Raw genomic sequence first — 20,580 nt, 5'->3', positions numbered from 1 at the left:
TTTCATCGAACTCAGGTTATCTCTACAATACTGTCTTTATTCAGTTCGCTGCAAATTCCCCTATACTAGCGCCAACAGATTTTTATTTGAGTGCAACATGACTGACTTAAACAACATCACCGTGACGACTTTGGAAGATGGCATGGTTTCTCTGCTGGTCGATCAGCAGCCGATCTCTGAAAAATACGGCATGAAGTTTGATGCCAGCATTGTCGATGACATTCAGGCACTCGAAAATGGTCAAAAACTGAAACTATTTGATCAGTTTGTCTTTTCTCATACCGATCTAAATTTTGAACATTCCTATCATTATGTGACGGGTATCGAAAAACTAGACGATCGTTATCAGGTGGCGAAACACTTTGTCTATCGCATCAAAATTGAAGGTCAGCCTGAAATTGAACATGTGATCAGCAATCAGGGCAAAGCAATGACAGCGGAAGATGTGCGTACCTTTATTCAGGCACATGTGCAGAAATCCCTAAGTGACTATACTGACCTGAACTATGCCTATTAAGATTGTTCATTAGATCCCGAAAGAGCGCATTTACGGATAATGCGCTTTTTTTTTATCCTTAAATTCTTTAAAAAACAGATATAAATCGTTTTAATGAATCAATAATATAAAATTATTCGGTTTTACAAATTAATATAAAATTTTTATAATGCTTTTCAAGTTAAATCAAAGCGAAGGAAAATTAAATGACAGACCAAAAACGTAAAACTGAAACTATTCGTCGTATTGAAAACTTGCAGTTATCAACTGCCCTCATTTTGGCTTTAGAAGATGCAGTCGAGGCAGAGTCTGTGGCTGAAGCCATTCAGTCTTTACAGGGTTTAACGGAACAGTGGAACTGAAAAATTGCAATGACCGAATCAAGATCTGGCGCATAAAAAGAATATTTTTCCACTAATTTGAGACGGTTTTGATACACAATTCAGGACATTGCGCTTGCATCTTGATCCCGGTTTTGCTGAAATGCCAATGGGGCTGGGCATAACTGGTCAACTGACTGAAGTGCATCCTAAGCTTATGTAAAATCATGGCATAATCATAATTTCTCTGTAATTGATATAAAACTTCAGCCAGTTCTTCACAGTTTCTCTGCAATTTTTCTGTACATTAGTTACTGTAGAAAATGAACAATTGAATGAGGGTTCAACATGAAAAAGGTTCTGGTAGCATTGGCGATGTCCTGCAGTGCATTCATGCTGGCAAATGTTGCAAACGCTGCCCCTCATTTCAATGATGAACAGCGTATGGAACGGGGTCCGGGTCATCATCAGGCCAAGAAAGCGCGTGATTTCCATGACGATCACCAAGACGAGTATGATAAACGCCGTATGCGTGAAGAACGTGGTGTTAAACGTCTGCAACAGTTACGCTGGCAGCCTGGCTATGTCATGCCGCAGCATTATCGCAGTAATGGCTACAAGGTCGAATATAAGGACCATAAACTGCCTAAACCAGACCGCAAGCAGCAATGGTACAAAGTCAACAATGACTACATTCTGGTGAACTCTGAAAATAACAGTATTGTCCGGATTATCGGAGACTGATTCAGAACCTGATACAAAGCCCAACCTTGTTTGGGCTTTTTGATGTTTAGGATGAGCCTTTTTAGGCTTTTTCTTATTTTAGAGCTTTCCTTTTAATCGTGGCTAATCTCCTAAATTCCTTCATGAATTTAACAATTCCACTAAACTGGCCTCACGCTTTCTATCCACTTATTCGCTAATTTAATCTCATCGAAAACATGTACAGATTTTTAGGTGAGAGCCATGAAAAAAGTTTTAACTACAATTGCCTTATCTCTTAGTGCGCTGGTTGCTACTTCTGCAATGGCAGCACCGCAGCATCATGATCCACGTTATGCACCGCATAAACCAGCACCGCACTGGGATCATAAAGATGCGAAAAAATGGGATGATCGCCGCGATGACCGTCGTTATAACAACCGTGGGGTTAACCCAAGCCGTGACTGGCGCGTAGGTCAAAAACTGCCAAACCAGTATGACAACCGTCGCTTTGAAGTCAGTGGCTATGAAGCACGCCGTTTGCCGAAAGCAGGTAAAAACCAGCAATGGTACAAAATCAATGGTGACTATGTACTAGTCAACGATCGTAACGACAAGATTGTTCGAATCATCAACTAATCATTCCCTTTTCTGCCCTTCTAGCAGACACCTGAAGCTCGCTTTAGGTGTTTTTTTATATCTGTACTTCCACTTCAGTATTTTTTCATTAGAATCAAAGCTAGATCTTTAAATGTTGAAATAGGCACAGCTATGACTGCAGCAGAAACCTCACCGAGCAACACCTTGCAATACGTGCACTGGTTTCGCCATTCTGCGCCTTATATCAATGCTCATCGCAATAAAACCTTTGTGATCATGTTTGATGGTGAAGCGGTATCGCATGATAACTTTCAGCACATCATTCATGATATTGCCCTGCTCAATTCTTTAGGAATCCGTCTGATTCTGGTACATGGCGCGCGTCCGCAAATTAACCAGAATCTGGCTGCGAGTGGCTTCGAGACCCCCTTCCACCAGCAGCGTCGGGTCACAACTCGTGAATCCTTAAGCTGTGTACTGAATGCAGTAGGATCGATCCGTTTACAGATTGAGGCCTTACTGTCGATGGGGCTGGCCAATTCACCCATGTATGGTGCGCGCATTGATGCCGTTTCAGGAAATTTTGTGACAGCCAAACCTTATGGTATCCGTGACGGGGTGGATTTTCAGTTAACCGGTGAAGTTCGGGCGATTGATACCGATGCGATTCAACGTCATCTGGACAATCATAATATTGTGATTCTGGGTCCGACCGGCTATTCAACGACAGGCGAAGTGTTCAATCTGCTGGCTGAAGAAGTCGCCACCAAAACTGCGACTCGCCTCAAAGCCGATAAACTGATTATCTTGGGTCGACAGCATGGTCTGCTCGACAGTAAGGCTCAGTTAAAACGGGAAGTAACCCCACAACAACTGGATGACTATATTCTTTCTGATGAACAGGATATTGAAATTCGGCTCCAGCTCAAGGCCGCTCAGGAAGCTTCCCGAAATGGCGTCAATCGCGTTCATCTGATTTCGTATACTTATGACGGCGCCTTGCTGGAAGAACTGTTCACCCGGGATGGTTCTGGCACCATGATCACCGATGCGCATTATGAAGAAGTGCGCATGGCCGACATTCAGGATGTCGGTGGCCTAATCCGCTTACTTCGCCCCTTGGAAGAAGAAGGCATTCTGGTTTACCGTTCGCGGGAGCGTCTGGAAAATGAAATTGACCAGTTCGCCGTAATTGAGCGTGACGGCATGATTCTGGCTTGTGCTGCCCTGTATCCGATTCCAACTACGGGCAATGAACTGCGTTCTGCAGAAATAGCCTGTGTTGCAGTAGATCCGAGTTACCGTCAATCCAACCGCGGTAGCCAGATCCTGCATTATCTGGAAGATAAGGCCAAAAGTCTGGGCATTCAGCAACTGTTTATTTTAACGACCCGTACTGCACACTGGTTTCTGGAACAGGGCTTTGAACCGGCATCAGTGGATGATCTACCCGATGCCCGACAGGCTTTTTATAATTATCAGCGCAATTCAATTGTCTGCAAAAAGTCACTTTAAAGTGACTTTTTTTATGCGCTCTCATATCTTTATTTTAGATAACGATATTCATAAAACCTGCATTCAGTATAAAAATCTTATTGCTGATTTTCTAATAAGCATATCTGGCCACTTTATTTAGAATAAATAATTTTATATTTCATTATCTTATATAAATAATTCTTTTTTCCTAAATTAATGTGTAAATCACTTTCCTGCATAAGTTTTGCACTTTTTTATTTATCTTTTTTCTTCATTAGAAATCCCTGAATAGTTATTTTTTTAGAAAAGTAAAAAGCTTTAGCGTATGCCTAAGTTCTTCATTTCACATTTCTAAATTTTCAGGAGTTCTGATTCATGCGCCAATCACACATTCAATTATTCACAAAAACTGCGGTCCTCAGTGCTGCGGTGGCTGGCGTGATGATGCTTTCTGGCTGTGGCAAAAAAAAGGAAGCCGTGACCCTGAATATTGGTTTCCAGAAATATGGTGTACTGCCGATCTTAAAAGAACGTGGCACCTTAGAAACGTCATTAAAAGAACAAGGCGTGAATGTGAAATGGGTTGAATTCCCGGCTGGTCCTCAGTTACTTGAAGGCTTGAATGTCGGCAGCGTATCCTTTGGTGAAGCCGGTGAAGCGCCACCGATCTTTGCTCAAGCAGCGAACTCAAATCTGGTCTATGTGGCCAACCAGCCAGAAGCACCGAAAGCTGAAGCGCTAATCGTACAAAAAGATTCCAATATCCAGTCAGTTCAGGATCTTAAAGGTAAACGTGTTGCCTTAAATAAAGGCTCAAATGTTCATTACTTACTACTCAAAGTCCTTGAAGCTAATAATCTGAAACTCAGCGATATTGAAGTGGTTTACCTGCCACCTTCTGATGCCCGTGCCGCTTTTGAACGCGGTGCTGTCGATGCCTGGGTGATCTGGGACCCATTCTTCGCTGCAGCAGAACATCAGATTGGTGCGCGTGTCATCGCCACGGGGGAGAACATTGTCAGTAACCATCAGTTCTATCTGGCAGATCGCAAGTTTGCTGAAGCCAACCCACAGATTATTGAAGCTGTCGTGAATGAACTCAATCTGACCACTGAGTGGGTCTCTGCTCATCAGGATGAAGCAGCCAAACTTCTGGAAAAACCGACAGGTCTGGCCGTCGATGTCTTGAAAACCTCTATTTCACGCATGGGCTTTGGCGTTAAACCTCTCAGCACTGACGTGATTCAAAAACAGCAACAAGTCGCCGATGCATTTTATGCGCAGCAGCTGATTCCACAAAAGCTGAATATTGATGCAGCAATTATTAAATAACAGCAGAATAATTCGAGAATAAAGATGAGTCATTTAAAAACAGTTTCTTACATCAGTTTAGCGTTATTGAGCTTTAGTCTGACTGGCTGCCAGAAACAGGAACCACAACAAACGGCTGCCGCAGAAACTACGTCGGTGCAACAAGTTAAAACCATTGCGATTGGCTTTCAGAAATCAGCCTTGAATCTGCTGGTAGCACGCGATGAAAAGCTGTTAGAACAACAATTTCCTAATGCCAAAATTGAGTGGAAAGAGTTTCCGGCGGGTCCACAAATGCTGGAAGCACTGGCAGTCGGTGCGGTGGATTATGGCTATGTAGGGAATACCCCACCCATTTTTGCACAGGCTGCAGATAAAGCCCTGAGTTACGTGGCCTTTGAAAAAGTGGCTGGAAACTCTTTAGCCGTGGTCGTGCCGAAAGACAGTGACATCCAGACGATTCAACAGTTGAAAGGAAAACGGATCGCGGTGCAGAAAGGTTCAAGTGCCCATGAACTTCTGGCCAAAACTCTGGAAAAAGCCGGCTTAAGCTGGTCAGAGATTCAAGCCATTTGGCTTCCCCCTGCGGATGCACGTGCCGCTTTTGACAAAAAAGCTATTGATGCCTGGGCAATCTGGGATCCCTTCCTGGGTGCAGCCGAGTTCGACAGCCAGGTTAAGGTACTGATTGAATCCAGTGATTTTCCGCAAACCTATTCCTTTTACATCGGCAATCCCGAATTTATTCAGAAGCATCCGGATAGTCCCAGCAAGTTTATCCAGGCTTTAAATGCCTCTGACCAGTGGATTCTTAAAAACCAGGCTGTAGCTCTAGATATTTATCAGAAAAGTACCGGTCTGAAACCAGAGGTGGCGAAGATTGCATTTGAGCGTCGTCTTAAACCTTCGCCGGTTCAACCTTTAACTCCGGAAGTGATAAAAGCCCAACAGAATATTGCCGATCTCTTCCAGCAGGTTCAACTGATTCCCAAAACCATCAGCGTCCAGCAACAGATCTGGTCACCAGCAGCCACACATTGATGAACAAACAAGATGATTTAATTTAAGGAATATCACATGAAAATTTTCTGGTTTATCCCCACTCATGGCGACAGTCGTTACTTAGGCACCAGCAAGGGCGCACGTGTTGTAGATCATACCTACATGAAGCAGATTGCCGTTGCGGTAGATAACTTAGGTTATGAAGGGGTGCTAATTCCGACTGGCCGTTCTTGTGAAGATCCATGGTTAACCGCAGCCAGCCTGATTGATGCGACCAAAAAATTAAAATTCCTGGTGGCGCTGCGTCCAGGCGTGACCACTCCGGCACTGGCTGCACGTATGGCCGCGACCTTTGACCGCTTGTCCAATGGCCGGGTGCTGCTGAATCTGGTGACTGGCGGTGATGAACAGGAACTAAAAGGTGACGGCGTCTATGAAGATCACACAACCCGCTATAAAACGGCGACCGAATACACCACCATCTGGCGTGAAATTTTAAAACGCTCACATACCGGTGAAAGCTTTAGCTTCCATGGCGAACGCTTAAGTGTCGACGAGGCAAAATTGCTGTATCCACCAATCCAGCAGCCACATCCGCCTTTATGGTTTGGCGGTTCATCGGATGATGCCATTGAACTGGCCACGGATCAGGTCGACACTTACCTGACCTGGGGGGAGCCACCGGCAGCAGTCAAAGAAAAAATTGCTGTGGTAAAAGCCAAGGCCGCAGCTAAAGGTCGTGAACTGAATTACGGGATCCGTTTACACGTGATCGTACGCGAAAGCAATGAGCAGGCCTGGGCCGCAGCTGAAGAACTGATTCAATATGTGGATGATGCCACTATTGCTGCAGCCCAAGCCAAGTTCAAATCCATGGACTCGGTCGGTCAGCGCCGTATGGCAGAACTGCACAATGGCGACCGCAGTAAACTCGAAGTGTCTCCAAACCTGTGGGCAGGTGTAGGTCTGGTTCGTGGTGGTGCAGGCACAGCACTGGTCGGCGATCCGGAAACTGTCGCTGCACGTATTCAGGAATATGCCGATCTGGGGATCAGCACCTTTATTTTCTCAGGCTATCCGCATCTGGAAGAATCCATCCGTTTTGCCGAACTGGTGTTCCCGTTACTTCCACTGGAAACCCAGAAAAAACTCACTCAACCGAACTTGACCGGTCCATTTGGTGAAATTGTGGCGAACAACTACACACCTGACGAGAACAAGCAGGCTGAGAAAATTAAGGAGTCTGCTTAATGTCAAAAGTCGTTTCCGTTGAAACCCTGACCCCAAAGCAGGTTTCACGTGGAACAATTCTGGGGCAGCATCTGCTGCCCTGGCTGGTTCCAATTTTCTTGATTGCAGTTTGGCAAATTGCCTCTAGCACAGGCCTGCTGGAAAGCCGGATTCTGCCTGCACCGAGTGCCGTGGTTTTAGCCTTCTGGAATTTATTGCTCAGCGGTGAGCTGTGGACGCATGTGCAAGTCAGTGCAGGACGTGCCATCAGCGGATTATTGGTAGGTGGTGGTTTGGGCCTATTGCTGGGTCTGTTAAATGGTTCATCCAAAACTGCCTCTACCCTGCTCGACACCACCTTGCAGATGATCCGCAATATTCCTGCACTGGCACTCATTCCCCTAGTCATCTTATGGTTCGGGATTGATGAATCAGCCAAGCTGTTTCTGGTGGCCATTGGTGTGTTCTTCCCAATCTATATCAATACCTATCATGGAATTCGTTCAGTCGATCCCCAGCTAATCGAGATGGGTAAAAGCTATGGCCTGACCCGCTGGCAGCTTTATAAAGAAATTATCCTGCCAGGGGCAATGCCTTCAATTCTGGTCGGTCTGCGTTTTTCACTCGGTCTGGTCTGGGTACTGCTGATTGTGGCGGAAACGATTTCTGCCCAGTCCGGCATCGGTTATATGACCATGAACGCGCGTGAATTCCTGCAAACCGATGTCGTACTGGTGGGTATTTTACTGTATGCCCTGCTCGGTAAACTGGCAGATGTCCTGGCCGTGGCCTTAGAACGATTCCTGCTGCGCTGGCATGCTGGCTATCAAAAATAATTGAAAAAATATTGAGGAGCATGTGATGACTGATCTCAGCTTAGGGCGTCTTGCCAATGATCCGACTGCAGTGCAGGAGCCTGCTGCAACCGATATCAATCCCAATGCAGTTGCCGGTGCCGAAATCATTATTGAACAGCTGCACAAGTTCTATGGCTCGGTGAAGGTACTGGAAGATCTGGACCTGCATATTCAGCCGGGTGAATTTCTGGCGATTGTTGGACGTAGTGGCTGTGGTAAAAGTACCCTGCTCCGTCTGATTGCCGATCTTGAAAAACAGAGTTACGGTGAAATTAAATTCAAGTATGCGCGTCATATTCGTGAAGGTATTACCGCTGATGATATCCGCGTGATGTTCCAGGATCCGCGTCTATTGCCATGGCGCAGCATCGAACAGAACGTACAACTTGGCTTACCAAAAGACCAGCATGGCAATGCTTCACAAATGCTGGAGAAAGTCGGCTTAAAAGAAAAAGCTGGGCTTTGGCCTTCACAACTATCTGGTGGTCAGCGTCAACGTACAGCTCTGGCACGTGCCTTGTCACATAAGCCACGTATTTTACTGCTGGATGAACCACTCGGTGCGCTGGATGCCCTGACCCGTCTGGATATGCAGAACCTGATTGAAAAATTATGGACTGAACAGGGCTTTACTTCGATTCTGGTCACCCACGACGTGAGTGAAGCCGTACAACTGGCAGACCGGATTATCCTGCTGGATAAAGGCCATATTGCCAAAGAGTTTAAAGTTGATCTGCCACGTCCGCGACAAAAGAATGTGAAATTCGCCGAACTTGAACAGCAGGTTCTGAATGCGGTTTTAGCAACCTGAAATGTGAGGGAATCTGGAATAACTGTTTATTCTGGATTCCTTATTTCGAATCAAGAAAATATCTGCCTCACTGATTATTTATTCAGCAATTGGCAAAATTTCAACTTAATTCATTAATTTTATTTTAACTTGATGATGCTTTAAGGTAATAATTAGTACTTAAAAAATCATCAACCTTTTCAAAAGCTTGGTTTTTAATTCTTGCGCCTTAAACCGATACTAATTGTATCTTTAATCTAAAGAATAAATCATCATTATTCATAAAATTAGCACCTGACTTGATGCACAAATCTGATGATTTGACGTACAATTAAAAATTCCCTTTTTTAATTGTTTTTAATATTTGCTGATGGAACAAAAAAAGAGTACTCAAAAACGCAACCAGCTGCTGAATGCTGCACTCGATGTTTTTTCCCTATACGGTTTTAATGGGGCGAGTTTAGATGAGATCGCGCAAATTGCAGAAATGCATAAGTCGAATATTTTCTATTATTACGAAAATAAAGAGGCGCTCTATGTAGAGGTTTTAACGACCGTTCTACAAAAATGGCTGGCACCTTTACAAATGCTAGAAGCCGATCTTGAGCCTGAAGAAGCGATTACCAATTATTTGATGCAAAAAATTGAAGTATCGCGTACCCAGCCTAAAGCTTCACGCCTGTTCGCTCTGGAAGTGATTCAGGGTGCGCCGCACATTTTAGAAATCTTAAAAGGTCCATTGAAAAAACTGGTCAAGCGTAAAGCCAAAGTGATTTCAAACTGGCAGGAACAAGGCAAAATTTCTAAAGATATCGATCCTGAACTGCTGATTCTGAATATCTGGGCCGTGACCCAGAACTATGCAGATTTCGCGACCCAGATGGAAATGGTAACAGGCAAGACCTTGCGTAACCGGAGCATGCAACAACGGATTATCCAGCATACTGTACATATGATGCTGTACGGCGTACTTCCGCGTACACAAGAAAAATAGGTCAACGCAAAAATCATTTGGCATACGGCCATAAATTTTATGGTCGCCGACCCCTTCTCTCACCCTTTATTATTATTTTAACGTTTGATATAAATTCAATAATTTTTGCGCACCTAGCAGCAGATTCTCTTCCCAGTCCAAGTGAGCGCTATCATCCGCACCGTCAGTAATATATTTGACTGAAATCAAGCGCACATCCAATTTTCTGCATACCTTGGCCAGCGCATAGCCTTCCATATCGACCAGCTGACAAGCCACTTTTGGCAAGCCTGTTTCAAAGCTATCCCCTGTTCCACAAGTCCCTTTCGGTAAATGGGCAAAGAACGGTTCCAGATCAATTGCGCCTGGCAAATGATCATCCATCGGGGTAATACCAACTTCAAATCCTAGTGGTGAAACATCCATATCACGTTGCACAAAACGCTTAACTTCAACCAGTTCATGCGCCTTGAAATGGGAACTGCCTGCGGTGCCGAGATTAATCAGGGTTTTACAGCGAGTTTTCTGAATCACTTCAAAAGCCTTAAAAGCAGCATTCACCTTGCCGATGCCACTATAGTGGACTTCCACACCTTCTGCTTCGAACAAACCTTTGGATTCACTGGCCAATGCCATAATGAGCGCCGAATCTGACATGCAAACTACCCGAGACTGAGAAAACCGTGACATTAGAAAGCAAAATCCAGGCAATGAAAAGCGGGTTTTTAGATTTCTGTTTTGCAGATCTCATGCTTAAATAACAGCAAAAGATTCTTGGATGGCACACTTTCTTCTTGATGTGTTTGGTGATTTTTCAATAATTTTTTTGCATAAAAACACAACAGCAAGACGAATCGTTGAGATTATGGCAATATATAGCCTTTCCTATTTTTCAATTCCCTGATTTCGCCTATGCAGCTGCTCCGTCTCAATGCTTTAGCGTCACATTCTGAATTGCCAAAAACCGCCGTTACGATTGGTAATTTTGACGGCGTGCATCTGGGTCATCAGGCCATGATCAAACAGTTAAAAGCTGTTGCAGAAGCTGAGCAACTGAAAACTGTTGTGATGATCTTCGAACCACAACCGCTTGAATTTTTTAAAGGTTATGAAGCACCGCCGCGTATTTCCTCATTGCGTGAAAAGGTAGAATATCTAAGCGAACTGGGTGTGGACTATATTGCGGTCGCCAAGTTTGATCATCATTTCCGAAGCCTGAGTGCCGAAGCCTTTGCCGACATTCTGAAAGATAAACTGAATGCAGCACATCTGGTCTTGGGGGATGATTTTCACTTTGGTAAAAACCGTCAGGGCAATAGTGAATTCCTGCGAGATTACGGATTTAAGGTCACCAATCTGCATACCATTGCCTTGGATGGTGAACGGGTCAGTTCTACCCGTATCCGTCAGACCCTGCAAGCGGGTGACCTCGCTCTGGCAGCCAAATTACTGGGACGTCCTTATAGTATTACCGGCCGGGTGCAATACGGCGACCAGATTGGCCGTACCATTGATTTCCCGACCATTAATGTCCGGCTGAACCGGCATAAACCCTGCCTGCAGGGCATTTATGGGGTTGAAGTCGTCTGTGAAACCGGATCACTCAGCGCCAAGGTTCAGCAGGAAAATCCTGAACAGCCGGGTATTGCCGGCTATGATCAGGGCAGCCTGTTTGGTGCCGGTCATGTGGGTACCCGCCCTGCGATCAAACAAACTCATCCGGAATGGCGATTAGAAGTACATTTTCCTGATGTTTCTGCTAATCTGTATGGCCTGTTAATGCGGGTAACCTTCTTGAATTATCTGCATGGCGAAAAAGATTATCCTTCGCTTGAAGCGTTAAAGGCCGGAATTGATGATGATGTTGAGAAACTGCTTGACTTTCGTCGAAAACACCCCACATTTCCCTTTTAATGTCCCGTATTTTTATTGTAAAACGTGTCAGTCTAATGACTGATTAAATTGGAAGACAACTTGCATGAGCGATAAGCAAACTCCTGAAAATGCAGTGGATTATAAAGCCACGCTGAACCTCCCAGGTACTGACTTTGCAATGAAAGCAAATCTGGCAGTACGTGAAGCGAAATGGTTAGAAGAGTGGTATGCCGATGACATTTATCAGCAGATTCGTGCATCGCGAATTGGCAAGAAAAAATACGTGCTTCATGACGGCCCTCCATATGCCAATGGCCAGATTCACCTAGGTCATGCAGTCAACAAGGTACTTAAAGACATCATCATTAAAAGCCGCATCATGGACGGTTTTGATGCGCCTTATGTGCCAGGCTGGGATTGTCACGGTCTTCCAATTGAGCTCAAAGTTGAAGAAAAAGTCGGTAAGGTCGGCGTTAAAGTGGATGCGCCTACTTTCCGTAAAGCTTGCCGCGAATATGCATTGAGCCAGGTTGAGCTACAGAAAAAAGACTTCATCCGTATGGGTGTGTTTGGCGACTGGAGCAATCCTTACCTCACCATGAACTTCAAGCAGGAAGCCAACATTGTACGTTCACTCGGTGAAATCGCGAAAAATGGCCATATCCAGCCAGGTCTTAAACCGGTGAACTGGTGTCTGGACTGTGGTTCAGCATTGGCTGAAGCTGAAGTTGAATATGAAGATAAAAAATCAGATGCAATCGACGTGGGTTTCACCGTGGTTGATCTGGCGGATCTGTCTGCACGTTTAGGTGTTGAAGTTAAAGACTCAACTGATATCGTGATCTGGACGACTACGCCTTGGACCCTGCCTGCGAACCAGGCGGTTGCCCTACATGCTGAAATTGAATACCAGCTGGTCGTTGCACGTGGTGAAGATAAAGCGGCACAAAACTTTATCCTGGCCAAAGATCTGGTTGAATCTGCAACTGAACGTTATGGTTTTAACGCGGTTGAAGTGATTGCCGATTTTGCCGGTGCGAAACTTGAAAATCTGGTACTGCAACATCCTTTAATTGCTGAGCGTCAAGTGCCGGTCATTTTGGGTGAACACGTTATTGCAACCAGTGGTACCGGTGCTGTACATACTGCGCCTGGCCATGGTGTGGACGACTATAAAGTTGGTCTGCTGTATAACCTGAAAGTAGATAATCCGGTGGGCGGTAATGGTGTGTATTTACCGACTTCACCACTATTCGCAGGCGAACATATCTACAAGGCCAATCCACAAATTATTGCGGCACTTGGCGAAGCTAACAAGCTATGGGCGCATAAGCCTATTAAGCATAGCTACCCGCACTGCTGGCGTCATAAAACTCCGATTATCTTCCGTGCGACCCCACAATGGTTCATCAGCATGGATGAGAAAGGTCTACGTCAAGGCGCATTGAATGCCATTGAAAATGACATCAGCTTCGTACCGGATTGGGGTAAAAACCGTATTCAGGCGATGATCGAAGGCCGTCCAGACTGGTGTATCTCACGTCAACGTACCTGGGGCGTGCCAATTCCATTCTTCGTGCATAAAGACACCAATGAGCTGCATCCTCGTACACCTGAACTGATCGAAGAAGTCGCGAAACTGATCGAACAGGAAGGTATTGATGCCTGGTATAACCGTGAAGCCAAAGACTTCATCGGTGATGATGCTGAGCAGTACAATGCAGTTCGCGATACTTTAGACGTATGGTTTGACTCTGGTACAACCCACTATGCAGTGCTGCGTGACCGTGAAGAATTAACTGATCCGGCTGATTTATATCTTGAAGGTTCTGACCAACACCGTGGCTGGTTCCAGTCTTCATTATTGACCTCTATGGCGATTAATCAACGTGCGCCATACAAAGGCTTGCTGACTCACGGTTTCGTGGTTGATGAGAAAGGCCGCAAGATGTCGAAATCGCTGGGTAATATCATTACTCCGCAAGACATTATCAAGAACATGGGTGCAGACGGCCTGCGTTTCTGGATCGCTTCAGCAGATTACCGTTATGAAATGACCGCAGGTAAAGAAATCTTTAACCGTGCATCAGATGGTTATCGTCGTATCCGTAATACCCTGCGTTTCTTGCTGGCAAACCTGAATGGCTTCAACCCGGCAACTGATGCCCTACCTGTAGATCAACTGATTGCACTGGATCAATACATCCTGCAACGCGCCAATGATGTACAGGAAACCATCAAGAAAGCATATGAAGATATGAACTTCCATATCGTGACCAATGCCTTGACCAATTTCTGCATTAACGACCTCGGTGGTTTCTACTTAGACATCATCAAAGACCGCCAGTACACCACTAAAGCAGACTCGCAGGCACGTCATTCTGCGCAAACTGCGCTATATCATCTGGTACAAGCCTTTGTACGCTGGATGGCACCAATCCTGAGCTTCACCGCTCAAGAAGCATGGCCACTAATTCCAGGTCAAAGCGAGAAATATGTGTTCACTGCTGAATGGTACGATATTCCAGTTTCAGCACAAGAAAACCTGTTGTCTGAAGCAGACTGGCAAACCCTGATTGCAGTCAAATCTGCGGTCAACAAGCACATTGAAAATGCGCGTAACGAGAAACTAGTGGGTTCAAACCTGTCTGCCAAAGTTGAGCTGTGGGCCAATGATGAACTGAAAGCTGTTCTAGACCGTCTGGGTGATGAGCTGCGTTTCGTTCTGATCACTTCTCAGGTAATCGTGAATCCGTTTGATGCTGCTCAAGGCAATGACGCTGAACTTGAAGGCCTACGCGTAAAAGTATCTGCGGCAGATGGCGAGAAATGTGTACGCTGCTGGCATGTGCTTCCTGATGTGAATACACATGCCTCACATCCAGGACTATGCGGTCGTTGTATCATTAACCTCCCGAGCGGCCAAGGTGAAGAGAGAAAATATGCCTAACCCACAGCAGAAAAAGGGTCTGTTCCAGTTCTATCCTCACAATTTGTGGTGGATCGGACTGGCTATTCTGGCGATCATTCTAGATCAATGGACCAAATGGATTGCGGTAACACATCTGGAATATGCAGATCCGGTGCCCGTCCTGCCCTTTTTAAATTGGACACTATTACATAACTATGGCGCTGCCTTTAGTTTCTTGTCCGATGCCGGTGGCTGGCAACGTTATTTCTTTACCTCACTTGCAGGTTTAGTGTCTGTGGTTTTCGTGTTCTGGCTGATGCGTATGCCAAAGAGCATGAAAGTCTTGCCACTAGCAGTTGCCCTGATTCTGGGTGGTGCTATTGGTAACCTGATTGATCGCATTTCTTTAGGTTATGTGGTTGACTTTATTCATGTCTATTATCAGAACAGCCACTTCCCTGCTTTTAATATTGCGGATAGTGCCATTACTTTAGGTACGATTCTGCTGCTGATTGATACGTTTTTCCTGGAAAAACACCGAATTCAACGTGCACAGGCGCAACATGACTGATTTTATTAATCCTAACGAGGAAACTCGTGTTGAAGACGGCTCTAAAGTCGAGCTTCATTTTTCTGTCGCGATCGAAAGTGGCGTAGAAATTGACAATACCCGTAGCCGTGAAGAACCGGTAAGCCTGACCATTGGTGATGGCAACCTATTACCAGGTTTTGAAAAAGCCTTAATGGGCTTGCGTGCTGGTGACCGTCGTACCGTCAGCCTTCCACCCGAAGAAGCTTTTGGTCCGTGGAATCCTGAAAATGTCCAAAAATTTGATACGGTGAAATTCGGCGAACGTCCGATCGAAGGTCACATGATCGAGTTTGAAGACAAGGCCAAATCGACTTTGTATGGCGTAGTAAGATCCGTAAATGATGATATTACCGAAGTGGACTTTAATCATCCGCTTGCAGGTAAAAATATCACCTTTGAAGTCGAAATCTTCAAAGTCACTCCGGCTGGCCAGCAAGGTGTGAAGCTGATGTAATTTTAGCTAATCACATGATTTAATAGAGCTCCTTCGGGAGCTTTTTTATTATCTGGATACAAATCCTCTCTAGTCTCTATTAATAAATCTGATTAATTTAATTTGATGAGAATGCGATGAGAAAGGGAAAGATATGAAAATTTATATTGTGGTTGGCAGTGTGCGTGAAGGACGTACAGCAATTAAGGTCGCACATTGGGTACTACAGGAAATTAAAAAATATGGTTTTAGCACGCTTGAAACCGAACTTGTCGACTTAAAAGAATGGGATCTTCCGCTTTTTGCTGGTTCTCATCCCCCATTGACCGGTATTTATGATCAACCGAAACAGCAGGAATGGGCCGACTTTATTGCTCTTGCGGATGCATTTATTTTTATCAGTCCTGAATATAACCATGGCTATAGCCCAGCATTAAAGAATGCGCTGGATTATCTAGCCAAGGAATGGCAAGGCAAACCGGCAGCTTATATCGGTTATGGCGTCACCAACGGCTCACGTTCCATTGATCAGATCCGTCAGGTCGGCACTCAGCTTGGCATGGTGGATACCAATGCGATTGTAGAGCTGCGGGACATTTTTAGTCGCAATAAAGACTACAGCTTTGAAGGAAATGAATTCGACAATAAAACACTTAGAGATGTCGTGGATAAGCTGATCCAGTATGTCAGTGCCTGAGGACGACAGCGATGTGCGCTTTAGCCTACAGGCAGCGCAGAATTTGTCGGCTATTCTCACTTTCAGTTCAAGGCTATAGTTTGATTCATAGACAGACAGGAAGTCTGCAAAGCGATACAACAACAATAAAAAGCGCAGAGTAACAGGACGTTGACAGGTCAGACAGGAGTCAGATCTGAGAAGCAAATCCAGAAAAGCCTCAACAGGATGTTGGGGCTTTTTTGTATTTAAAATCAGGAATTTTTCTTAAAAAAAATCAGATCTCTACATTAAAGTCTACATTGACATCACAGGCTGCTTGCCCACCGCGGATTCCCCAGTTTTCCAATGGACTTTCCCGCAGATGAATCAGAATATGATCAGACAGAATGCCCAGTTCTCCCAAGCTTTCTACACAATCTGCTGATACAGTTTGCGCTTGGTCTCCAGACTCCGGCCAGCGAAGCAGTCAATACTGATCAAGGTAAAGTATTCAGGCTGGGCCAGATGAGCCATATATTGAAAACGATGGGCTTCATGTACCACCAGCCGGATATTACGGTCATAGTCAGGCAGTTGAAAGGTATTTTTCACACATTGAAATACACTGTCGAGTAACTGATCTTCATCAGCCTGGGAATATTGCTGCCGGACTTCAATTTGAACGGTAGGCATGTGCTTCTCCTTTTTATTATTTTATGGAATTTTTTTAAATATTTTTTATTGAATAGAGAGATGAGCTTTAATAAGGTCTTCTATCTTTACCATATCGCAAAATTATCCTGAGAACTCTGGAATTAATTGGATAAATATTTTCAAGTGACCTTGTCGCCTCTGGCCTACAGCAGATGCAGTCAATGCCTCTACTCGGTCCTTCTGACTCAGGCTATATGGAGTGCATACCAAAACAGGAAGTCTTGCAAAAACAAGAATAAAACATCGGCAGGATGCTGATCGATACCAGAGGAAAGGTATCTGAGCTAAATTTGAAAAGGCCCTCACAGGAGTTGGGGCCTTTTTCTTTCATTCTGATATTAACTATTTAGCTTTTTACTGAGGGGCGGTCATCTTAAGCAACTTGGCTTTTGGACCATCTTCAATCACCCAGAGTGAGCCATCTTTGGCCTGAATCGCACCACGAATCCGCTCTTTCATATCCAGTCGCTGTATTTCTTTCGCAGGATTTTGAGTGGTATCAATTATGATCATCGCCTGAGAAGACAGACCCGTAGCAATGGCTTTATTTTTCCACTGAGGAAAGCTATTACCTGTATAGAACAATAAGTCTGAAGGAGAAATTACGGGAGTCCAGTCCAATGCCGGTGCTTCAAACTCTGGTTGGGTACTGTGATCTGGAATCGGTTTGCCATCATAATGATCCCCATTGGAGACGATCGGATAGCCATAATTTTTGCCTTTTATCACTTTATTCAGCTCATCACCACCTTTTGGACCCATTTCAATCACCCAAAGCTGCCCTTGTGGATCAAATGCCAAACCGAGAGGATTACGGTGCCCCAGACTCCAGACCTGCTTAGCAATTTCGCCCTGATTCATAAATGGATTGTCAGAAGGAATTGAACCATCGTCATTCAGACGAATAATCTTGCCGGCATTGGAGTTCATGTCTTGAGCTGGATTAAATTGCTGACGTTCACCTGAACTGATCCAGAGTTTGTTATCTGAGCCAAAGATAATCCGGTGCCCATAATGACCCTGACCGGAAGAAAATTTCGGTACCTGGGTCCAGATTTTCTTAATCTGAGTGAGTTGTGGGATGCTCTTAGTGAGATCTAGCTTGCCACGAACCACGACTGCACCATACCCCCCCTGCCCCTGTTCAGCATAACTGAAATATACCAGCTGATTCTTGGCAAAGTCAGGATGGAGTGTGATATCGCCTAAGCCCCCTTGTCCGCCATAGGCCACTTGAGGAATACCCTGAACAGTTTGAGTGCTGCGATTGGCTGGATTAAATAATTTTAATTTTCCTGACCTTTCGGTAATCAGTAAGCGCTGATCCGGCAGCTCAGTCAGTGCCCATGGCTCATTCAATTGCGTAAATTCTTCAACTTTATAGGCTTGCTGTGTGGTTTTGGCAGCAGATTGTCCAGCTGAGGATGCTGAAGTCTTGTCTTGGGCACAGGCAGTCAGGCTATATGAACCCAAGCCTAATAATAAAATTGCTGCTAGTTGAGTCTGTTTCATTGTTATTCTTCATGCTAATTTCATTCGGATAAGTACCAATTTAGCATTCCAGACAACGGCTAAAATAATAAAAAAGTAAAGGAATCGTAAGCGGATATAACATAATCTCAATAAGATAGCTGATGTATTGATTGCATTTTTTATTATTTAATACTAGCTGAATCACGAAGAATTTTTGCCTGATACAACTGCTGATCAGCTGTTTTCAGTAAACGATCAACATTTTTATAGATATGCTCAGCGTCCATAATCGCTGCCCCAACACTGATACTGATCCAGGTTTTGTCATCACTACGATTGGCATGTTCCAAATTGAGCTGACGAATAACCTCACAAAGTTGCTCGGCAAAAGCTTTAGCTTCCTGCCAGGAAATATCTGCCAGTAAAACCGCAAATTCCTCACCCCCATAACGTGCCAGAAAGCCATTTTCAGGCAATATTTATTGAATGGTTTGCACCAGTGTTTTTAAAATATAGTCACCTTTGAGATGGCCATGATAGTCATTATAGTTTTTAAAATAATCCACATCGATCATGTAAACAACCAGCGAAGATTGGTTTGCGATTGCATATTAATATTGCTGCTGAAGCTGTTCATTTAAGGCAAAGCGATTATAGGCACCTGTCAGCGAATCCAGCCTCACCTGCTGCACGAGTTTCTCATTGAGCAAGGTGATATCACGCGTACGGTCCTGAACCTTCTGATCAAGTTCTTTATTCAGTCGCAAAAGCTGCTTGTTTAACAACTCGGTATTAATACTTTGCACCGCATAATCACGGCTGAGCTGAAAGGTAATTAAAATAAAATAGGTACAGGAGGTATAAAATGCAATTTCAACTGAATCAATTACCTTAAGCGCAAGTAAATAGTCATACAGGAAGGTCAGGCAGACCAGCACTACGGCAATGGAATTGATCTTGGAATAACGCACATGCGATTTGTGCATGCGGTAAGCGCCATAAAGCAGATTAATAAAAACCAGTACTGCGATATTAAAGCTCTGAAAAAAGAAGCTCTGGAATATATAAGGCAGCGTAAACAGGGTCACAGCCACATTGATACTAATTAACAAAGCTGTGATTTTTAATAAATAAGGATTTAACAGTCGATAAGGCAATAAATAAATATAAATCAGGAAAAATAGAGTCGCCAATTCAGTCAGTAAATACTCAAATCGTGTGTCCCATACCCAGGAAATATTCGTGAATAAAGTATAAATAAATGGGACTGCAAAGAAGCTACGTAGGCTCAAGCACAGAATAAATAACCCTAGAAACAGCAGCAAATTACCTGCTTGCGTTTTAAGACTGCGAAACACTGCAAAGAACACCATAAAGCAGCCAATCATCAGCAGAACGCCACTGATCACACTTAAAGGAATCACCTGATCATAAAACTTATCCAGAATAGGCTGGTTAAAGCCAATAAACATGCTGTTTTCCAGCCCGCCACGGATATGGTGATAACTTGAAGCCTGAATGGTAAGCGTCACTTCCCGCTGTGAGGGAAAGAAGCCAGCTTTGGCGCCATCATGGTCTGATGCTGACCGTGTATGCCTACCTGCCCTACTTCTATCAGGAGATGATCATCGACATACATACGATAAGCCCCATACTGATAAGGCACATAAACATAAACCGCATGATTGATAGCTGATTCAGGCAGCCTGAAGGCTTTTTGAAAAGTTCCAATATGGTCTTTATGACCTGTTAAGGTCAGGAAAGAATTAGGTAAATGAACTTTTTCAGCAGCAAGAGTCTGACTAGGGGAATTTAATGGGGATAATCGCTGCTCAGAAATGGGATCAATCAGCTGATTGGGATAGAACTCCCATTCTCCATCGAGTTTGACATACTGATGATGATCAAAATTTAATTCTGTTACAGCGTATAGCTGTGGAGAAATCAAACTGAGCCATATCAACACAAATGTGTTTATGAGAATCTGCTGCATATGACTCAGAAAATAAAAAAATATTTACACGAGTAGTATAACATTTTACAGCTGATCAGAGATTATACAGCCGTAAAAAATTAGTCGTTAAAGATAAAAAAGGTTTATATGTTATATATAAAAAAAGCCCCCTGCGTGAGCAGAGGGCTTTTTAGGAATAATGAGCTGGCGATG

General features: G+C 44.3%; 20 protein-coding genes and 2 pseudogenes. 16 read left to right on the top strand and 6 right to left on the bottom strand.

The annotated features are described in order from the left end of the window. Positions 1 to 97 precede the first annotated feature (97 nt). The 11 genes from B3143_RS09560 (at position 98) to B3143_RS09510 (ending at position 9,778) form a co-directional block, all read left to right on the top strand. Positions 98 to 517 carry a hypothetical protein gene (locus B3143_RS09560; RefSeq protein ID WP_004781373.1) on the top strand — a complete coding sequence of 140 codons (420 nt, stop codon included), beginning with the start codon at positions 98 to 100 and terminating at the stop codon, positions 515 to 517. A gap of 185 nt (positions 518 to 702) precedes the next feature. Then, the gene (locus tag B3143_RS09555; protein ID WP_179991889.1) at positions 703 to 858 is read left to right on the top strand and encodes a hypothetical protein; all 156 of its coding nucleotides are present in this window, start codon (positions 703 to 705) and stop codon (positions 856 to 858) included. A 306-nt stretch (positions 859 to 1,164) separates the two neighbouring features. After that, positions 1,165 to 1,560 (top strand): RcnB family protein, encoded by a 396-nt coding sequence (locus tag B3143_RS09550; protein WP_125278867.1) that lies wholly within the window; start codon positions 1,165 to 1,167, stop codon positions 1,558 to 1,560. 222 nt (positions 1,561 to 1,782) lie between these two features. After that, positions 1,783 to 2,157 (top strand): RcnB family protein, encoded by a 375-nt coding sequence (locus B3143_RS09545; RefSeq protein ID WP_214001732.1) that lies wholly within the window; start codon positions 1,783 to 1,785, stop codon positions 2,155 to 2,157. Between the two features lie 132 nt (positions 2,158 to 2,289). Continuing rightward, the gene (gene argA / locus B3143_RS09540; RefSeq protein WP_286740225.1) at positions 2,290 to 3,633 is read left to right on the top strand and encodes an amino-acid N-acetyltransferase; all 1,344 of its coding nucleotides are present in this window, start codon (positions 2,290 to 2,292) and stop codon (positions 3,631 to 3,633) included. Positions 3,634 to 3,969: 336 nt separating this feature from the next. Then, entirely contained in the window at positions 3,970 to 4,926 is a 957-nt protein-coding gene (locus B3143_RS09535; RefSeq protein ID WP_286740224.1) for a sulfonate ABC transporter substrate-binding protein, read from the top strand. 24 nt (positions 4,927 to 4,950) lie between these two features. Continuing rightward, a complete protein-coding gene (locus B3143_RS09530) occupies positions 4,951 to 5,946 on the top strand; it encodes an aliphatic sulfonate ABC transporter substrate-binding protein (RefSeq protein ID WP_262738007.1) in 996 nt (331 codons plus the stop codon). 36 nt (positions 5,947 to 5,982) lie between these two features. Beyond that, positions 5,983 to 7,158 carry an FMNH2-dependent alkanesulfonate monooxygenase gene (gene ssuD / locus B3143_RS09525; protein WP_286740221.1) on the top strand — a complete coding sequence of 392 codons (1,176 nt, stop codon included), beginning with the start codon at positions 5,983 to 5,985 and terminating at the stop codon, positions 7,156 to 7,158. Next, the gene (ssuC, locus tag B3143_RS09520; RefSeq protein WP_004647159.1) at positions 7,158 to 7,973 is read left to right on the top strand and encodes an aliphatic sulfonate ABC transporter permease SsuC; all 816 of its coding nucleotides are present in this window, start codon (positions 7,158 to 7,160) and stop codon (positions 7,971 to 7,973) included. Before ssuD ends, ssuC begins: the two co-directional genes overlap by 1 nt. Positions 7,974 to 7,998: 25 nt before the next feature. Beyond that, entirely contained in the window at positions 7,999 to 8,805 is an 807-nt protein-coding gene (locus B3143_RS09515; protein WP_286740217.1) for an ABC transporter ATP-binding protein, read from the top strand. 349 nt (positions 8,806 to 9,154) lie between these two features. Then, the gene (locus tag B3143_RS09510) at positions 9,155 to 9,778 is read left to right on the top strand and encodes a TetR/AcrR family transcriptional regulator (RefSeq protein WP_005232857.1); all 624 of its coding nucleotides are present in this window, start codon (positions 9,155 to 9,157) and stop codon (positions 9,776 to 9,778) included. 72 nt (positions 9,779 to 9,850) lie between these two features. Here B3143_RS09510 and B3143_RS09505 read toward each other — a convergent pair whose 3' ends face one another. Then, positions 9,851 to 10,414 (bottom strand): 5'-nucleosidase, encoded by a 564-nt coding sequence (locus tag B3143_RS09505; RefSeq protein WP_286740213.1) that lies wholly within the window; start codon positions 10,412 to 10,414, stop codon positions 9,851 to 9,853. A gap of 255 nt (positions 10,415 to 10,669) precedes the next feature. On the opposite strand from B3143_RS09505, the gene ribF reads away from it, so the two are divergent. The 5 genes from ribF to B3143_RS09480 all read left to right on the top strand — a co-directional run bounded on the left by ribF (position 10,670) and on the right by B3143_RS09480 (position 16,265). Next, entirely contained in the window at positions 10,670 to 11,671 is a 1,002-nt protein-coding gene (ribF, locus tag B3143_RS09500; RefSeq protein ID WP_286740211.1) for a bifunctional riboflavin kinase/FAD synthetase, read from the top strand. A gap of 64 nt (positions 11,672 to 11,735) precedes the next feature. Continuing rightward, positions 11,736 to 14,582, top strand: coding sequence for an isoleucine--tRNA ligase (gene ileS, locus B3143_RS09495; protein WP_286740209.1), 2,847 nt, complete (start codon positions 11,736 to 11,738; stop codon positions 14,580 to 14,582). Then, a complete protein-coding gene (gene lspA, locus B3143_RS09490; protein WP_004781354.1) occupies positions 14,575 to 15,114 on the top strand; it encodes a signal peptidase II in 540 nt (179 codons plus the stop codon). Before ileS ends, lspA begins: the two co-directional genes overlap by 8 nt. Continuing rightward, positions 15,107 to 15,589 carry an FKBP-type peptidyl-prolyl cis-trans isomerase gene (locus B3143_RS09485; RefSeq protein WP_125278879.1) on the top strand — a complete coding sequence of 161 codons (483 nt, stop codon included), beginning with the start codon at positions 15,107 to 15,109 and terminating at the stop codon, positions 15,587 to 15,589. Before lspA ends, B3143_RS09485 begins: the two co-directional genes overlap by 8 nt. Before the next feature lie 133 nt (positions 15,590 to 15,722). Further along, positions 15,723 to 16,265 carry an NADPH-dependent FMN reductase gene (locus B3143_RS09480; protein ID WP_005232867.1) on the top strand — a complete coding sequence of 181 codons (543 nt, stop codon included), beginning with the start codon at positions 15,723 to 15,725 and terminating at the stop codon, positions 16,263 to 16,265. Positions 16,266 to 16,521: 256 nt separating this feature from the next. Here B3143_RS09480 and B3143_RS09470 read toward each other — a convergent pair. The 5 genes and pseudogenes from B3143_RS09470 to B3143_RS09450 form a co-directional block, all read right to left on the bottom strand. Beyond that, positions 16,522 to 16,919: pseudogene (locus tag B3143_RS09470) on the bottom strand (tautomerase family protein). Between the two features lie 375 nt (positions 16,920 to 17,294). Further along, entirely contained in the window at positions 17,295 to 18,452 is a 1,158-nt protein-coding gene (locus tag B3143_RS09465) for a PQQ-dependent sugar dehydrogenase (RefSeq protein ID WP_261635214.1), read from the bottom strand. A 143-nt stretch (positions 18,453 to 18,595) separates the two neighbouring features. After that, positions 18,596 to 19,000: pseudogene (locus tag B3143_RS09460) on the bottom strand (GGDEF domain-containing protein). A gap of 24 nt (positions 19,001 to 19,024) precedes the next feature. Next, the gene (locus tag B3143_RS09455) at positions 19,025 to 19,945 is read right to left on the bottom strand and encodes a hypothetical protein (protein ID WP_286740206.1); all 921 of its coding nucleotides are present in this window, start codon (positions 19,943 to 19,945) and stop codon (positions 19,025 to 19,027) included. Further along, positions 19,942 to 20,406: a hypothetical protein gene (locus B3143_RS09450; RefSeq protein ID WP_286740205.1), complete on the bottom strand. Its 465-nt coding sequence runs from the start codon at positions 20,404 to 20,406 to the stop codon at positions 19,942 to 19,944. The genes B3143_RS09455 and B3143_RS09450 overlap by 4 nt, the downstream gene beginning before the upstream one ends. Positions 20,407 to 20,580: the final 174 nt, after the last annotated feature.

Origin of the sequence: Acinetobacter sp. UBA1496 (assembly GCF_002324975.1) — a bacterium.
In the GTDB taxonomy this organism is placed as follows: Bacteria; Pseudomonadota; Gammaproteobacteria; order Pseudomonadales; family Moraxellaceae; genus Acinetobacter; species Acinetobacter variabilis.
The sequence above is the reverse complement of the archived record's forward strand: the minus strand, read 5'-3'. Positions and strand labels throughout refer to the sequence as shown.

Excerpts from the sequence above, each read along its gene's own strand:
- B3143_RS09505 (WP_286740213.1), bottom strand. The coding sequence starts at position 10,414 with ATGTCAGATTCGGCGCTCATTATGGCATTGGCCAGTGAATCCAAAGGT.
- B3143_RS09555 (WP_179991889.1), top strand. The coding sequence starts at position 703 with ATGACAGACCAAAAACGTAAAACTGAAACTATTCGTCGTATTGAAAAC.
- B3143_RS09530 (WP_262738007.1), top strand. The coding sequence starts at position 4,951 with ATGAGTCATTTAAAAACAGTTTCTTACATCAGTTTAGCGTTATTGAGC.
- B3143_RS09550 (WP_125278867.1), top strand. The coding sequence starts at position 1,165 with ATGAAAAAGGTTCTGGTAGCATTGGCGATGTCCTGCAGTGCATTCATG.
- B3143_RS09535 (WP_286740224.1), top strand. The coding sequence starts at position 3,970 with ATGCGCCAATCACACATTCAATTATTCACAAAAACTGCGGTCCTCAGT.
- B3143_RS09545 (WP_214001732.1), top strand. The coding sequence starts at position 1,783 with ATGAAAAAAGTTTTAACTACAATTGCCTTATCTCTTAGTGCGCTGGTT.
- ssuD (WP_286740221.1), top strand. The coding sequence starts at position 5,983 with ATGAAAATTTTCTGGTTTATCCCCACTCATGGCGACAGTCGTTACTTA.
- lspA (WP_004781354.1), top strand. The coding sequence starts at position 14,575 with ATGCCTAACCCACAGCAGAAAAAGGGTCTGTTCCAGTTCTATCCTCAC.
- ribF (WP_286740211.1), top strand. The coding sequence starts at position 10,670 with ATGCAGCTGCTCCGTCTCAATGCTTTAGCGTCACATTCTGAATTGCCA.
- ileS (WP_286740209.1), top strand. The coding sequence starts at position 11,736 with ATGAGCGATAAGCAAACTCCTGAAAATGCAGTGGATTATAAAGCCACG.
- argA (WP_286740225.1), top strand. The coding sequence starts at position 2,290 with ATGACTGCAGCAGAAACCTCACCGAGCAACACCTTGCAATACGTGCAC.
- B3143_RS09480 (WP_005232867.1), top strand. The coding sequence starts at position 15,723 with ATGAAAATTTATATTGTGGTTGGCAGTGTGCGTGAAGGACGTACAGCA.
- ssuC (WP_004647159.1), top strand. The coding sequence starts at position 7,158 with ATGTCAAAAGTCGTTTCCGTTGAAACCCTGACCCCAAAGCAGGTTTCA.
- B3143_RS09450 (WP_286740205.1), bottom strand. The coding sequence starts at position 20,406 with ATGCAGCAGATTCTCATAAACACATTTGTGTTGATATGGCTCAGTTTG.
- B3143_RS09560 (WP_004781373.1), top strand. The coding sequence starts at position 98 with ATGACTGACTTAAACAACATCACCGTGACGACTTTGGAAGATGGCATG.
- B3143_RS09485 (WP_125278879.1), top strand. The coding sequence starts at position 15,107 with ATGACTGATTTTATTAATCCTAACGAGGAAACTCGTGTTGAAGACGGC.
- B3143_RS09515 (WP_286740217.1), top strand. The coding sequence starts at position 7,999 with ATGACTGATCTCAGCTTAGGGCGTCTTGCCAATGATCCGACTGCAGTG.
- B3143_RS09465 (WP_261635214.1), bottom strand. The coding sequence starts at position 18,452 with ATGAAACAGACTCAACTAGCAGCAATTTTATTATTAGGCTTGGGTTCA.
- B3143_RS09510 (WP_005232857.1), top strand. The coding sequence starts at position 9,155 with ATGGAACAAAAAAAGAGTACTCAAAAACGCAACCAGCTGCTGAATGCT.